The sequence below is a fragment of the Leptospiraceae bacterium genome, from assembly GCA_016708435.1.
In the GTDB taxonomy this organism is placed as follows: domain Bacteria; phylum Spirochaetota; class Leptospiria; order Leptospirales; family Leptospiraceae; genus UBA2033.
Genome location: JADJFV010000015.1, coordinates 68685 through 83607, shown reverse-complemented (window position 1 = coordinate 83607; position 14923 = coordinate 68685). Strand labels below are relative to the sequence as shown.

Here is a 14923-nt window from a genome sequence, read left to right as displayed (position 1 = left end):
ATGAAAGAAACACCGGAACATAATGAACGTATCGCAAAACTGACATTTGCCTCAGTTTATCCTCTTTACATCGCAAAACTTGAGAGAAAGGGTCGAACAAAAAAGGAATTGCATCAAGTAATAGAATGGCTGACAGGTTTTGATGAAAGAAAACTGCAAGAATTCATTGAAGAGAAAGCAACTTTTAAATCATTCTTTGCGAAGGCTAAATTAAATCCTAAAGCTCAACTAATCAAAGGTGTTATTTGTGGCTATCGTATAGAAGAAATTGAAAATCCTCTAACAAAACAAACTAGGTATTTAGATAAGTTAGTGGACGAGTTGGCAAAAGGAAAAAAGATAGAGAAAATTTTATTCCATTCAGTTTAAGGTAACTTTTTTATAAAATTGCAGGCTTAATAAACAAACAGATTCTAACAAAGATTCCCTGATATGGACCAAAGCTAGGAGTGGCTAATATCGATAAACTTGTATTCTAAGGAAATGGAACTTTTAATAATTATTTATTCAAAGCTAGTGGTGAGGCTAATCCCGGTTATTTGGAATATAGTGGTAATTTTATTTGGATAGCAGAAGATATTTAGATCCAATTTACTGGAAAGATTCCATTTGAGCATGGAAAAAGAAAACTAAAAGTTAAAATGAAAGGAAATACGGTTAAAATAGAAAAATTAGATCACGATCTAACTGATTTCAAAGATAGATGTTCTGCTTGAGAAAAATTTCTTTGCAATAATATCAGGATACTTAATGCTGAATTAGCTATTAACCTCTAAAAATTTAGAGAGGAGTAAAAAAGTGAAATACGAATCATTTTATAAAAAGTAATAATTGTTCTATTTAATTTTAAAAATTGTAGACTATTCATTTGTTGTTTAAAATTCCCAGATATTAATTAAAAATCTCCCATGGTCTTTACTACAATTCATTCTACTGGATTAACCAGAATTACTACGTTGCCTTTTTTATGACCCTTATCTACATACTGATGAGCTTCTACCATTTGATCGAGCGCATAACGTCTATCAATCACTGTCTTTAGTTTTCCTGCTTCACAGAGTTCTTTGAGAAAGATTAGATCTTCCGCCTTCATCTTAAAATTGCTAGACAAATCAAGGACACTAAGGTAAATTCCTGATTTCGTTAAGGATTTTTTACGCTTGGAAGATTCAATCTTTCCCACTGCATCAAAGATAATGTCATAAGTCTCATTACCACTTGTAAAATCTTGTTGTGTATAATCTATAACCTTATCAGACCCCAATAATTTTACCATTTCCAAATTACTAGTACTACATACTCCTGTAACTTCAGTTTCAAAATATTTTGCAATCTGTACAGCGTAGGTACCAACACTTCCAGATGCTCCATAGATTAACACTTTTTGACCTTTCTGAATTTTAGCTTTTCTAAGATTGTACAAAGCCGTTAATCCAGCATTGGAAATTGGCGCGGCTTCTTCAAAGGAAATATTTTTTGGTTTTATGGCAAGGGCACCTTTTTCAGGTAAGCAGCAGTATTCTGCATAAGTACCAAATCTTAATTCAGTAGAAGCAAAAACGGAATCTCCTTTCTTAAAAAGTGTAACATCTTTCCCAACCGATTCAATTTCCCCGGCAAGTTCCATTCCCAATATTTTATTTCTCGGACCGTTAAAACCCAACATGACTCTCATTAAGGGTTTGAATAAAAAATCTGTCATAGGTCCTAGACCAGGTTCTAATCGTCTGAGCTTAGTGTCCCCAATATGTGCAGTAGTTACATGAATTTTTATGAGTACTTCATTGTCTTTAGGTATTGGTTTCTCTACTTCTTGAAGTTGAAGAACTTCGGGTGATCCGTATTTGGTGCAAATAATTGCTTTCATTGTATTCATTTTTCTCTCTAATCGAATTTATTCAATATAAACGAATCAAATCCTTTCACTATAAGCCAAATTGCCAAAACTAATTCAAGTAATATTGGAAGGAAATTTAAAACAGTGTAAACCATTGTGGCAAGAAATTTTACCCCTTTGGATTTAAAACACTTCTTTATGAATAAGAAGAAATCCGATTAAATAAAACCAAGAATAAAATTAGGATGTATAAATTGCCCGTATTGAAAAAGTTAAGCAATCTTTTTATCTGTGTCGTTAAATTCTAGCTTATTGATAATTCCTTGTAACTTCTCCACCATACCTGTAGAAGTATGAACCATAAAATTCATCTGATTCGATCCTTCTACAAATACTTGGGTCTTTTGCGTTATTTCGACAATCGCTTCAAAAACAGTATTTAATCCAATTTTTAATTCTTCCGTTGCAATTTGGATTGCATTGGATTCATTTTTTATTTCTGAAAGTTTTATAGCGAATCCATCTAAGTTGCGGGAAATATCAATTTGTTCCAACGCAATTTTTTTTGATTCATCATTGGATATATCAACTTCATTTACTAATGCCCTTAAAATTTCAGAAGTGGAGGATAAACTGGATTTTGTGCCTTCTATCACTGACTTGGAATTCTTTAATAGACTATCACTTTCTCTTAAGCTTGCACGTGTTCTCGCAGCCAGCTTTGATACTTCGTTGGCTACAACTCCGAATCCACGTCCATATTCCCCTGCACGCGCAGCCTCTATAGAAGCATTAAGAGATAATAAATTAATTTGATCGGCTATTTCGTGTATGCCGTCGGTCAGAGTTTTCATTTCATTATACATTTTATCGACTGATTGTATTGAAATTGCTATATTTGCTAATTGCTTATCACCCTTAGACGCATGATCCTTTGCACGCCCAATTAAAATTGAAAACTGTTGAAACATTTTATCTAATTTTTTTGAAGCATCCATTGACTTTTGCCACTCTTCGTTTACTTTTATTACAGCTTCAGATTGCTTTTCTGTATTATTATGAATAGCTGCAATACTAGAAGAGATTTCATCTAGGCTTGCAGAAATTTCCTCTGTGCTCGCAGCTTGTCTCTGTGATTGATTCAAAATACTCTCCGATGCAGATTTTACATTCAAAAAAACAGATTCAACTTGCCTGGATGATTCTTGGATTTCGGGAACAATCTCAGCATTTGCACTTAGTATTGCAGTTATTCGTCCACTTTGATCCCACTGAATCATCTGCGATTTTAGATTGATCGCAAAATAAACTAATACACCAACTTCTACAATCACAAAGAAAGCATGAAGAATTACGACATCCCAGCCATGACCGTAATTAAATGCTAGGAAGGGAATATTATTAAATTTGAGTTCGAATATTTGTGCAACATTCGCAAGGGCGTGATGAATGGCAATAGTAGCACCACCTGTAACTAAAACAAGCCAATCTTTATAAACTAAAAGAAATGCCAGACAAGCAAATACATGAAAGTGCATTTCGATACGACCAAGTTGTGCGATAATAAAAATCCCAGAAAACAGCATGAGAATAACTGCATTCACGAGCCTAGTATATCTCATTCCTCTTCCAACAAGGTAAACAATATATGCAAAACCTGTTAAAATTAAACTGGAGATAATTGTAATTAGCCCTGTCCCATATCCTAGAGATAAAGCATAGGCTACAGGAATATGAATTAAAAATAAAATTAAAAAAAGCTTATCATATTTCCCACGATTCATAGCCTTTGTTTGTTTTCATTTAATTCTCCTTTATGGAAATTTATCATTTCTTTTGCAATTTGGTCTGTATCTCTATGACTGTTGGTAAAAATTCTAGCAAGCATAAACTTAGAATTAGCAAAAAAAAAATAACCCCGTTTAATTCAAAACACCTGAGGAGCAATTCTATTTTGCTGTAAGCTTTTAACTTGTTGTTTATAATTATGGGAGAAGTTGGATGCAATTTGCTAAAAAGAAAACCCAATGTTGCATTCATTGAGCGCAGCATAATAAATGAGAAATATCACCTTGGTTAATACATTCTATTTTTAAATTGATTTGACTTTCTAATTTTACATAGGTAAATCAAAACGATAAACGGTTAACAATAATTAACCGTTTAAATCTTTTCATATGCAGTGATTAATATTACTTTGCCGTAAGGAATATATGATAGAACAACTGATTGCATTTTCTATTCGTAAAAAATATATCGTTCTTTCTATCACTCTCATTATTTCAATGTTTGGGTTTTACAGTGCTGCAAAGCTTTCTGTAGATGCAGTTCCCGATGTCACAAACGTGCAAGTATCCGCTGTCACTGCCTCTCCCGGTCTGTCTCCTTTGCTTGTCGAGCAATTTATAACGAATCCAATCGAATTACAACTCATTGGGATTCCAGGTGCCACTGAAATTCGATCTATCTCTAGAGCTGGAGTTAGCAGTGTAACTGTAATCTTTCAGGATTCTGTAAACATTTGGTTTGCCAGACAGTTAGTCACAGAAAGGCTCAAAGTTGCCGAAAAGGAAATTCCGTCCGATTACGGTAAACCAGAATTAGCCCCTGTGGCAACTGCTTTAGGGGATATATATGAGTTTGTGCTAAGTTCCGATAGACATACTCCTATGCAGCTTAGAACTTATTTGGATTGGGAATTATCTAAGAAGATTAAATCTGTCCCAGGTGTAATTGAAGTGAATTCAGTTGGCGGAGAAGTAAAAGAGTATCAAATAATAATAGATCCTCGCAATCTAGTCGCCTATAATCTTACTCTATCCAAAATCTATGAAAATATTAGGACTGCTAACAAAGATACAGGTGGTGGTTATATAATAGATGGTGATGAGCAGATGGTGATTCGAGGACAAGGGCAGTTTGAAGGGATTGAGGAAATAAGGCGTGTTGCCGTTCGCACTGCTTCTGACGGAACTCCTTTACTCCTTGGTCAAATTGCGAAAGTAAAAATCGGTCGTGCTTTGCGTTTTGGGATTGCAACAAAAAACCAAAAGGAAGTTGTAGCGGCAACTGTTATTATGCTTCTAGGAGAAAATTCACGGGACGTTGTGCGCGATGTTAAAGTGAAAATAGAAGAAATTAAATCTAAGCTTCCAGAAGGAATGAGGATTGAACCTTTTTATGATAGGTCTGAATTTATTAATCGTGCCTTGTCTACTATTTTTATGAATCTAGGCGAGGGTGCTATACTCGTTTTCATTACTCTGATAATTACATTGGGCTCTTTAAAAGGTGGTGCACTCGTTGCAATGGCAATCCCAATATCCATGTTAGTTGCTGTAATTTTTATGAGGCAAATAGGAGTGGTCGGAAATTTAATGAGTCTGGGTGCTCTTGACTTCGGGCTGTTAGTCGATGGGTCGATTGTTATGCTTGAATCTGTAATGACAGGCTTTGTTACAAAAAAATATTTATTTCAAAAACCGATGGATAGTTATCAAATTGCTGAAACGACTGAAAAAATTATTTTAGAAAATTGTATGCGGGTAGGAAGGGCGGCTGCTTTTTCTGTTGCCATTATTATGCTTGTGTATTTACCTCTTATGGCTCTTGAAGGAGTAGAAGGTAGAATGATTCGTCCTATGGCGGTTACTGTTGCGTTAGCCCTTGGAGCAGCGCTTTTATTTTCCTTAACTGTTTTTCCTGCAAGTCTTGCAATCGTATTTCAAAAACCGAATTTCTATAAGAGTAAATATTGGGTCTTTCTAGAAAATAAATATGACATACTTCTAAGTCTGGCATTTACAAAAAAGAAAGAAATTTTTATCGGAGCATTTTGCTTTGTATTTTTTTCTTTTATAATTTCCGCAACATTAGGCTCGGAATTCATTCCTCGGATTGATGAAGGAGAAATTGACATGGATGTAAAAAGACTCCCTTCCGCATCTATTGAATATTCAAGAAATTTAAACATGGAAATAGAAGGAATTCTTTCTCAGTTTCCCGAAATCCAAAATGTAGTTTCTCGCGTGGGAAGGGGCAATTCATCAGCAGATCCACTCGGCACAGATGAAACAAGTATTATGATTAAGTTAAAAGATCGAAGCGAATGGAAAACAGCAACGACCAGAGAAGATTTAATGAGCGCGATTAAAGAAAAAATTCTATTGAGCGTTCCTTCTAGTTATATCAGTATGTCGCAGCCAATTGAAAATAGGGTTAATGCGTTGTTAGCCGGTTCAAAGGCAGATATAGTTGTCAAAGTATATGGTGATGATCTTCATCAATTAAAAAAGATTGGCGATGAAATTTCCGATGTAATGAAAAAAATTCAAGGAACAGGTGATATTCGCGTTCAGAGAATTTTAGGACTTTCTGTTCTTCGTATCAATGCAAATTATGATTTAATGGCACGCTATGGTGTTTCTGCTTCAGAGATTTTACGCACAGTAGAAATGCTACGTGTAGGAACTAACGCTGGAAAGATTTTTGAAGGAATGAAACGATTTGACCTTGTCCTCAGGTTGGATTTAGATGTGATCAAAGATATTAAGGAAATTCATAATATTCCAGTTATGACAGCAGGTGGAAAAACAATTCCACTTGGAGAAGTTGCAGATATTGAATTGGTTGAATCGGCTGCCTCTATTCTAAGAGAAGGGCTTAAGAGAAGGCTTTTCGTGGAAGTAAATATTCGTGGAAGAGATTTGGTTGGCTATATAAAGGAAGCACAAGAAAAAACAAAGGCGATTAATGATAATTTGCCTCCCGGATATAAATTAGTATGGGGAGGTCAATTTGAAAATTTCACACGCGCAAAGAATCGACTAATACTCGTTGTCCCCATTGCACTTATCATTATCTTTGCAATGTTGATTTTAGCCTTCGGAAATATTTTCTATGCACTGGGTGTATTTATCGTTGTGCCATTAGCCGCATCGGGTGGAATCTTAGGTTTAGTTCTAAGGGGACTTCCCTTTAGTATCCCGGCTGGAGTTGGTTTTATTGCTGTGAGCGGCATAGCAGTATTAAACGGTATTGTCTATGCTTCCAATTTAAAAGCAAAACTGAAAGAAGGAGTATTATTGCCCTTAGCCGTTCGAGTAGCTGCGATTGAATCAATGCGACCTGTTTTAACAACCGAAATAATTGCAGCCATTGGTTTTATCCCCATGGCGATTTCTAACATGGCGGGTGCAGAGGTGCAAAGACCGTTAGCTTCTGTAGTTATCGCTGGAGTGATTTCTGCAACAATTCTTTCATCTGTGCTTCTTCCGATTACCATGGAGTATCTCCTTTCTATTGGAGAGAAATTGGAAGAAAAAAAACAAAAGAGAATTACTGCCAAAAGAAAAAATCTTGTTACGATTCTAAATCTAAGTAAAGGTGAATAATCTAGTTTAGAAAAATTTACCTGATTGTGGAAAGATTTGGGCAAGGACAGAAGAGCATAAAGGAAGTATTTTTTACTTTACTTTAGGCCAAAATTCTTAGTAATTCACCATTCAATGTAATTCAGTATTTAGGGGCGGGAGGGTGATTATTTTTATTCTCTTGCGTAAGGTGAGTTAATTGAATTACTTGGAATCGAACTCTGTTAGAGTAGAAAATAAAGGAAGAATTGTATGTCAAAAAAAATTGGAATTTTAGGTTCAGGTTCTGTGGCGCAAACATTAGCGGGTGGATTTATAAAATACGGATATGAAGTAAAGATGGGAACTCGTGACCCCAAAAAATTGGAAGAGTTTATTCAGAATAATTCTGGTAAAATTTCTGTTGGATCGTTTCAGGAGGCTAGTGCATTCGGAGAGATTGTGGTTCTTGCTGTAAAAGGAAGTGTAGCGAAATCATTGGTAGAACAAATTAAGGATAGTCTAACGGGAAAGGTAGTTATTGATCCTACAAATCCAATTTCAGATATTCCGCCCGTAGATGGAGTGTTGAATTTCTTTTCTAATATCAACCTATCGCTTATGGAAGAATTACAGGCTTTAGCACCTAAAGCTCATTTTGTAAAAGCATTCAATTGCATTGGCGGTCATTTTATGATTAATCCTGATTTTAATGGTGTTAAGCCCTCTATGTTTATCTGTGGGAATGACACTCATGCCAAAGGAGAAGTGACTCAAATCGTCTACCAATTTGGATTTGATGTAGAGGATATGGGATCGGTAGTTTCTGCAAGAGCCATCGAGCCACTTTGTATGCTTTGGTGTATCCCAGGCATTAAAAATAATAGTTGGTCCCATGCATTTAAACTGCTAAGGAAATAATTTCGTTACGATAAAGGCGGCTACTATGCTCTCGGCAATTATTAGCCATTAGCCGCTTCTTATAATGATTCATTGGTAAGGTTGAATGGTCGATGAATTTACGAAAAGAATTACTGAAAAAATCAATCTTACTTTCCATATTACTCATTTAGTTTAATTAGACTAAAGAAAATTTATTGTATTGCATTATATTCTTGACTAAAGAAATCCTTTTTTATAAATAGTAAAGCAAGGAGAATATTTAAAAATGTTCAATAAAATAATAGGTATTACATTGGTTTTGTTTGGAATTGGTTGTGCGTCTACTGAAGTAGGTTTTCAAAAGGGAAAAAGCTTTAACCCAGATACTAAAAGAGTTGTAACTATGGCTGTCTTTGATATGGGTTCTAGTGCAACTGGGTCATCCGATGATGAAAGCAACAAAACATTTGGAACGATTGCACAAACGGAAGTTGGAAGTATATATGGTAGTCTTATTCCAGGCGGCGACATTACAATTAAAGCAGCCGAAGGCCTAGGCATCAAGGCTGAATTAGACAAAGCAATTGGCAAGCTGACAGAAGCGATTGTAAATTCAAATAGTGTTGATCCTAAGACAACGGAGGTTTTTGCAAAAATTGCAGTTAAGCTCGGTGTTGAGGCTCTTGCCTTTCCACTTGTATCGGGAACAAAAGATGCTATGACAAAAGATCCCGGATTAACCTATCGCTTTGCTCTTTACGATGTAAGAAATTCAGGCATACAATATGTAGCTCAAATCGATTCAGTGACTGTAAACGGTATGATGTATGACAAAGCAGATGCGAATCAAAAGAAAGCATTGGTTTCTGCTGCTGCCACGAAAGCAGTCAACTCTCTGTTTGCAAAGGTTAAAGAAGAATTGGCAAAGGAAAAAAAATAGAGTAATTGGTTTTATTGCAATAAGGCGCATGTGCGGATAATGCTATTGTGCTTTAATGCATAGTTTCGTTTACATTCAATTAGCCGACAAGCACTAGACAGAGAATCTAAATTCAGAATTTGCGACTCATATACCGCAGCATATATGCAAAGAATAAAACAGAAAAAGTTCTTAAAAAAAGATTGCCTTTCATTTAAGAAGAATTATGTTTTTAATTCTATGAAGATACTATCAAAAATTATTTTATTATTACTCATTTCGGGCAATATACTCTATGCAGAGGATAATCCCGCGGACAAACTTACTGTTACTTATCCAACGAATCATTCCCTTCCTTCCGGCGGAGAATTGAATATCGATGTGAAAGTTTCTGTTCCGAGCGGCTTTCATATTTATCTTGGTAAAGAGAATAAATCCAAATTAACTATTACGGATTTTACAATCGAAGATGCGGGACTTCAAGTAGCTAAAGTAAAAAGACCCGTCGGTAAAAAATTAGACAAAGAGACAATTCTAGAAGGCGACGGAACTTTTTCTCTAAAAGTTTTCGATTTGGTCGGTAGAAAAAAAGGCGATAAGATTAACACAAATCTTCTTATCAAAACACAGATTTGCCAAACCGGTAAAAATGGAATTTGCTACAGTCCAACCGTTTTGAAAAAACAAATTGTCATTGAATTTAATAAAGATAAAGAAAAAAAATTCGCGGTAAAAAATAGCTTAAAGGCTGACAGATCTCCGATCAATTGGCTTTCTGAAAAAGAAGCTGCTCTGCAACAAGCTAAAAAAGAAAACAAAAATGTTTTTGCTCTCATGTCAGAACCTGATTGGTGCGGTGCTTGTAGATATATGGAACAAGAAGCTTTCGCTAAAAAAAATGTTCAGGATATGCTGAATTCAAAATTTGTAACATGGAAAGTCAAGGATGAGGACTACGGACTATTAGCCACAGGATCTATCGGTTTACCAACATACTTTGTATTAGATTCTTCGGGTAAGAGCCTTGTGAAAGAAGTAGGCGGAAGAGATGCAGATGGTTTGATAGCAGTCATTCAACCTTATATAAAAGGCGACTCGAAACCAACTCCGCCACCAGAAGAAAATAACATACCTCTTCCTCCCAATCCAGAGCCAGTTCCCGATGTTCCAAGTTCTGATCTAGAACCAATTCTTCCTGAATTTACAGAAGTTTTCGGAGAAGGAGAAGGTATTCGTTATACAGTAAAGGAAGTTTCCCTTAACGGCGGAGGTAATACTATAACCGTAGAGAAAGGGACCAAGAAAGTAGAATTAAAGATGAAACTACTTCACAACTGCGAGTCTTGCGGAGGTGCGATCAATCAAGTAATCGTAGGTCTTTCCGGAGAAGAAAGAGCGCAAGCCTGTGCCTGGAATGGACAGCAAAAAAGTAGAGGATGGGTAAAAGTAAAATATAACTTAAAACTTCCTAAAAATCCGGGCGTGTATTATATTCGCACCCGCTATGCTCAGGGCAATTCTTGTGCCGGTGCATACGGCTGGTGGAAAGTAGATAGACCAAACGGACCTGATTCTAGTTCCAACATCGGCGCAATTATAGTTAAATAAATTAACTGGACTCCGAAATTTATTGACTAATTGGACAAACTTGTGTTCAATTAGTCTATGAAACTTAAATTTATATTTTTATTCATTCTCTTTCTATTGAATCCAGTTTTCGCAGAAGAGGGTTACTATTCATTATCCTACAATATGAACTCCATTGTAGCTTCCATTGAATTAAATGGAATTATGCAAACAGAGCCAAGTAATGAAGAATTTAAATCGGGTGTAGCGACTGATCTCAATTTATGGATTATGCCAGGGGAAAATACTCTAAAGATAAAACTGTTGAAGCCTTACAAGAAAGGTAAAAATCCATCTGAGCCAAAGATAAAGGTCTATATTAGATTTGGACAGGCAGGTCAAACTAGTGACGAAGGAAAAGAGATTGTAAGCTTTATTGCACCTGAAGTAGAAGGGGATAATATTACTTTTCCTTTTGAAAAAGAAATTAAATTTACTCCTGCAATCATTCCTCCTTCCGAACTATGGACTAAAGCAGAGAAAGTAGAATTAGATGATTCATCTAAAAAAGAAATCTCAGACTTAATTCAAGCTTTATATAAGACATCCAATTCTGGAAATAAAAAAGATTTCCTAAAACTAAATGAGTTTAAATTGAATGATATGCCTAAATCTATGTATGCAAATCAAAAAGAAGATAAAGCAAGAGATGAAAAATCAATCGGTGGATTCTTAAAATTAATCAAAGGGAAAATGGAAAAGATTCCAACCAAGCTTACCTTCGTTCCAGTAGCTAACGGCAATATAATTTATGTTACGAATGCTAAGGGAGAAGATATTATAAAAACAAAAGGCAGTCAAGACGATGGAGCTTTCAAAACTCCAGTGTATGTTGCTAAAATTGATGGCAAGTGGACTTTAGTAAGATAGGAATTCTGCAATTTCTTTTTTTCTTTTCTTTAATATAGTCCAGAATAAAAAGGAATATCTCGTTAGAGAAAAGAAAGGAGAATTGACTAAATATGTCAAACGTAAACACAAAATCACTTGAATATTACGCAGCAATATTATTTGTGCAAGCAGTAGCTGAAGACGGAAAGTTATCTCAGGAAGAAGCAAAAGGAGTAGAAGATGCTCTTGGCGGTTTTTTGGAAGGTGCTGGAAGCGAAATACCGGCAATTGATTTCCTAAATCATATTGCAGACGAAATGACAGAAAACACCGAAAGTTATGTAGAGAGCCTAAAAGAAGCTATCATTTTCTTTGGAGAACAAAATGATGAGGTAAGAGCGGGTATTCTTGATCTCATGAAAGACTTAGCAGGCACAGATGGAGTTTCTTTTATAGAATCAAAATTTTTCGATAAACTCAAATCTGCATGGAACTTATAATTTACTTCTAAGTTTATCTTCAATGAAAAAGAAATCGGCTTTGCTTATGTATCAAAGGCTAACGCCGATTTGCTTCCGTTTTTTAAAATTTAACTACAAGATTGCCACAGACTCAAAGAGAACAGAGAGTGGTTTAAATGACGCCTGATCCAGAAATACTCTTACAATTAGTGAATATGGAAATGCCTTATGGGAAATACAAAGGAATAAGATTATGCGAGCTTCCTATGTTCTATCTTGAGTGGTTTCAACGAAGCGGTTTTCCAAAAGGAAAATTAGGAGTATTACTCGAAACAATTTACGAAATAAAACTAAATGGATTGGAAAGTCTGCTCGAACCTTTAAAGAAAAGAAAGACTGATTAGAAGAGTAAATCAGCGCAACACAAACACGGCTTCATAAAAAGGTAGTGCTTTAGTAAAAAAGTTTTCTTCTACTAAGACGAAGCCAGACTCTTTGAGGATAATATCTGTTTTGCGATTGAGATTACAACCCATAGAAAATATTTTCCAGAAAGGATTGAATAGATTGTGCATTGCGGTAAATGGAAATTTTTTAGGATGAATATGCTCTAGCACAATTAGCTTTCCTTCTTTTTTTAATTTCGATTGGATGAAGTTGATTGTATACTTAAGATCAGGGACGGTGCATAAAACCAAGGTGCAAACCACTGCATCTAGACTGCCCTCTGCAATTTCTTTTTCTAATTCAGGATTTCCTATTCCAGAATTGATTGTTTTAATCGAAGCGGCTATTTGCTCTCTTCCCTTGCTTTCTGAAATTCGCGTTTCCGCTTTCTGCATCATTGCAGAGGAAGGCTCAATTGCATATACATTTGCTTTTTTATTATAAAAGGAAAAGTTGATTCCAGTTCCACTTCCGATTTCTAATATGTTTCCTTCTAGAGAGGATAACAGGCGTTTTCTTTTCTTGAGGAGTATCGTTCTCTCCAGTCTATACATAAATGCATCATAATACCGAGCAAATATCTTTGCATAATAAGATTCATTTTTCATTTCGTAGTCTCCGTGCTTTCTTCTGAGTAAGCCCAATACAATAATTGGGAAACTATTTCTAAAAAGATATAATTTTTTACTTCCTATTTAAAACGCTTTTTAGATATATTTCAAATACTAATACTAAAAGAGAGAGAGCATGTCAGACCATCTAACAAGCATTTACGAATGTAAAGAAAAATAAGCCATTTAAAATCTCTCGGTTGGGCAGAGCCTGAAAATGGAGAAGGTAATTTTTATAAAAACTGGACGATTCAATCAGATACAGACCGCAGACAAGTAGCAAAATTCTTACTACAAACTCTGGAAGAGGTCTATGATTTATTCGGTAACGACTCATTAGCCGCTAATCTAGTTCTAGAATAGATTTATTTTGCACAGCGAACATGTTAGAGTTCGTTTGGGGAAAAATAGAATACGAAAAAAAGTTAAATTAAAAATAAGAATTTGCAATTTCATAGAAAGCAACGACTCTGTCCTTTTCACAAGTAAAAAAATCTAAAAAGGTTTTAATCTCTTAAAAATAAATTCTGGTATTAAGCGAATAACGAGCATAATCCACCTCCATTGCCAGAGAATATAGACCTCGTCTTTATTGGCTAGACCGGCTTTGACTATTTTCTCAGCGGCTACTTCTGGTTTGGCGGTGTGAAGAGGCATTAGTTTATGACCTTCTGACATTTTGGTATAAACGGGACCTAAGAGTATCGTAGTTACGTTGATTTTATCTTTATAGAGTCTATTTCGTAGACCGGAAAGGTAAGTGGTTAATCCTGCTTTGGCGCTTCCATAGAGAAAGTTCATCTGTCTACCGCGAATGCCGGCGACAGAGCTAATTGCAATGATAGAGCCTGATTTTCTTTTTTGAAATTGGTTTGCTACAAGGTTGAGAAGAGAAACTGCTCCTATATAGTTTACGCTCATAGTCTTAAAAGCTTCTCCGAAGTCAGAGAGAGCTTTTTCCTGATCTTTGTAATAGCCAAAGCAGCAAACAACGATATCAGGAAATTCAGGGAGAGATTTTACGAAAGTGGCATGAATGCTAAAGTCGGTAATATCAAATTGGTATTCTTGCACTTTCACATTGTATTTTTTTGTAATGCTTTCCGTAATAGGGCGCAAAGAGTTTATATTAGTAGACGTGAGTAATAGCTCGTAACCTCTTTTGGCAAAACTTTCTGCAATATGCCTTCCAATGTCAGAAGTAGCGGCTAATAGCAATACCTTTTTAGGCTTGATTATATTTTTCATGTGGCAAGTCTTATGGTCGGTTGTTGACTTTATCCATTTCTGATTGAATCTCTTTTACAGCGTGTTCTGCTAAAAAATTAATTCGACAGGTCTCAAGGAGCAAATCGTTCTTACTCCATACAAGACCGAAGCCGCCTATCGCAAATTTTAATCGTATCCACGGAGTCCAGTCAATGCCAGGCTCTTTGATAACATTTACAAAAATATTTCCTGTTTCAACACTGATGACTTTGATGTTGAAGGAATTTAAGCAATATTCAATACTTTTGTTTTCGATCATGAGTTGTTCGCCTTTTCCGATTACGATTGCGTCAACACCAAGAATTTTTCCCATCTGCGCTGCTGTTGATTCGTCGATGATGCCTGTTCTTGACAGACTTTGCTCTCCGATGACTTTGCTAATTACCAACTTATCTCTTTCGATTACGTTTAGCTTTGTTGATTTTAGAAATTGGTGTGCTATGATATCGGCGAATTCTTGTTCTTTCGGATCTTTGTTGCTCATCTCAAAATTCATGACTGCAACTTTTTTCATACTTTTCAAAAGTGTTTTATTTGCAGTAACAGCAACATCGATAGAAGAACAACCGATTAGTAGTTGGAATAGAAAAAAAGAAATTAATAGTTTAATTAAATACATAACGTCTAGTCTGAAAAAGAATCAAATTTAGTAAATAGATTTTTTAGGGGCGGTTCGGCGGTATCTCGTG

General features: G+C 35.5%; 14 protein-coding genes. 8 read left to right on the top strand and 6 right to left on the bottom strand.

Annotated elements, in window-relative coordinates; translation table 11 throughout:
• The gene (locus IPH52_17065) at positions 1–369 is read left to right on the top strand and encodes a DUF2200 domain-containing protein (protein ID MBK7056720.1); all 369 of its coding nucleotides are present in this window, start codon (positions 1–3) and stop codon (positions 367–369) included.
• A 556-nt stretch (positions 370–925) separates the two neighbouring features.
• Here the strand turns inward: IPH52_17065 and IPH52_17060 are convergent.
• The gene (locus IPH52_17060) at positions 926–1867 is read right to left on the bottom strand and encodes an NAD(P)-dependent alcohol dehydrogenase (GenBank protein MBK7056719.1); all 942 of its coding nucleotides are present in this window, start codon (positions 1865–1867) and stop codon (positions 926–928) included.
• A 242-nt stretch (positions 1868–2109) separates the two neighbouring features.
• On the bottom strand, positions 2110–3621 hold the full coding sequence (locus IPH52_17055) for a hypothetical protein (GenBank protein MBK7056718.1): 1512 nt from the start codon (positions 3619–3621) through the stop codon (positions 2110–2112).
• A 429-nt stretch (positions 3622–4050) separates the two neighbouring features.
• Here IPH52_17055 and IPH52_17050 point away from each other — a divergent pair, with 429 nt between their 5' ends.
• Both IPH52_17050 and IPH52_17045 read left to right on the top strand, forming a co-directional pair.
• A complete protein-coding gene (locus IPH52_17050; GenBank protein MBK7056717.1) occupies positions 4051–7230 on the top strand; it encodes an efflux RND transporter permease subunit in 3180 nt (1059 codons plus the stop codon).
• A 231-nt stretch (positions 7231–7461) separates the two neighbouring features.
• A complete protein-coding gene (locus IPH52_17045; GenBank protein ID MBK7056716.1) occupies positions 7462–8109 on the top strand; it encodes an NAD(P)-binding domain-containing protein in 648 nt (215 codons plus the stop codon).
• Here the strand turns inward: IPH52_17045 and IPH52_17040 are convergent.
• A complete protein-coding gene (locus IPH52_17040; GenBank protein MBK7056715.1) occupies positions 8090–8257 on the bottom strand; it encodes a hypothetical protein in 168 nt (55 codons plus the stop codon). The genes IPH52_17045 and IPH52_17040 overlap by 20 nt on opposite strands.
• Positions 8258–8356: 99 nt before the next feature.
• Between IPH52_17040 and IPH52_17035 the strand changes: the two genes are divergently transcribed.
• From IPH52_17035 to IPH52_17015, 5 genes are all read left to right on the top strand, one after another.
• Positions 8357–9010, top strand: coding sequence for a hypothetical protein (locus tag IPH52_17035; GenBank protein MBK7056714.1), 654 nt, complete (start codon positions 8357–8359; stop codon positions 9008–9010).
• A gap of 219 nt (positions 9011–9229) precedes the next feature.
• Positions 9230–10597, top strand: a complete 1368-nt coding sequence (locus tag IPH52_17030) for a thioredoxin family protein (protein MBK7056713.1) — start codon at positions 9230–9232, stop codon at positions 10595–10597.
• 57 nt (positions 10598–10654) lie between these two features.
• Entirely contained in the window at positions 10655–11485 is an 831-nt protein-coding gene (locus IPH52_17025) for a hypothetical protein (GenBank protein ID MBK7056712.1), read from the top strand.
• A 92-nt stretch (positions 11486–11577) separates the two neighbouring features.
• The gene (locus tag IPH52_17020) at positions 11578–11946 is read left to right on the top strand and encodes a hypothetical protein (GenBank protein MBK7056711.1); all 369 of its coding nucleotides are present in this window, start codon (positions 11578–11580) and stop codon (positions 11944–11946) included.
• Positions 11947–12083: 137 nt separating this feature from the next.
• Entirely contained in the window at positions 12084–12311 is a 228-nt protein-coding gene (locus IPH52_17015) for a DUF3820 family protein (GenBank protein ID MBK7056710.1), read from the top strand.
• 9 nt (positions 12312–12320) lie between these two features.
• Here IPH52_17015 and IPH52_17010 read toward each other — a convergent pair whose 3' ends face one another.
• From IPH52_17010 to IPH52_17000, 3 genes are all read right to left on the bottom strand, one after another.
• Positions 12321–12962 (bottom strand): methyltransferase domain-containing protein, encoded by a 642-nt coding sequence (locus tag IPH52_17010; protein ID MBK7056709.1) that lies wholly within the window; start codon positions 12960–12962, stop codon positions 12321–12323.
• Between the two features lie 498 nt (positions 12963–13460).
• Positions 13461–14213 carry an SDR family oxidoreductase gene (locus IPH52_17005; protein MBK7056708.1) on the bottom strand — a complete coding sequence of 251 codons (753 nt, stop codon included), beginning with the start codon at positions 14211–14213 and terminating at the stop codon, positions 13461–13463.
• Between the two features lie 10 nt (positions 14214–14223).
• Positions 14224–14853 (bottom strand): curli assembly protein CsgG, encoded by a 630-nt coding sequence (locus tag IPH52_17000; GenBank protein ID MBK7056707.1) that lies wholly within the window; start codon positions 14851–14853, stop codon positions 14224–14226.
• Between the last annotated feature and the right edge of the window lie 70 nt (positions 14854–14923).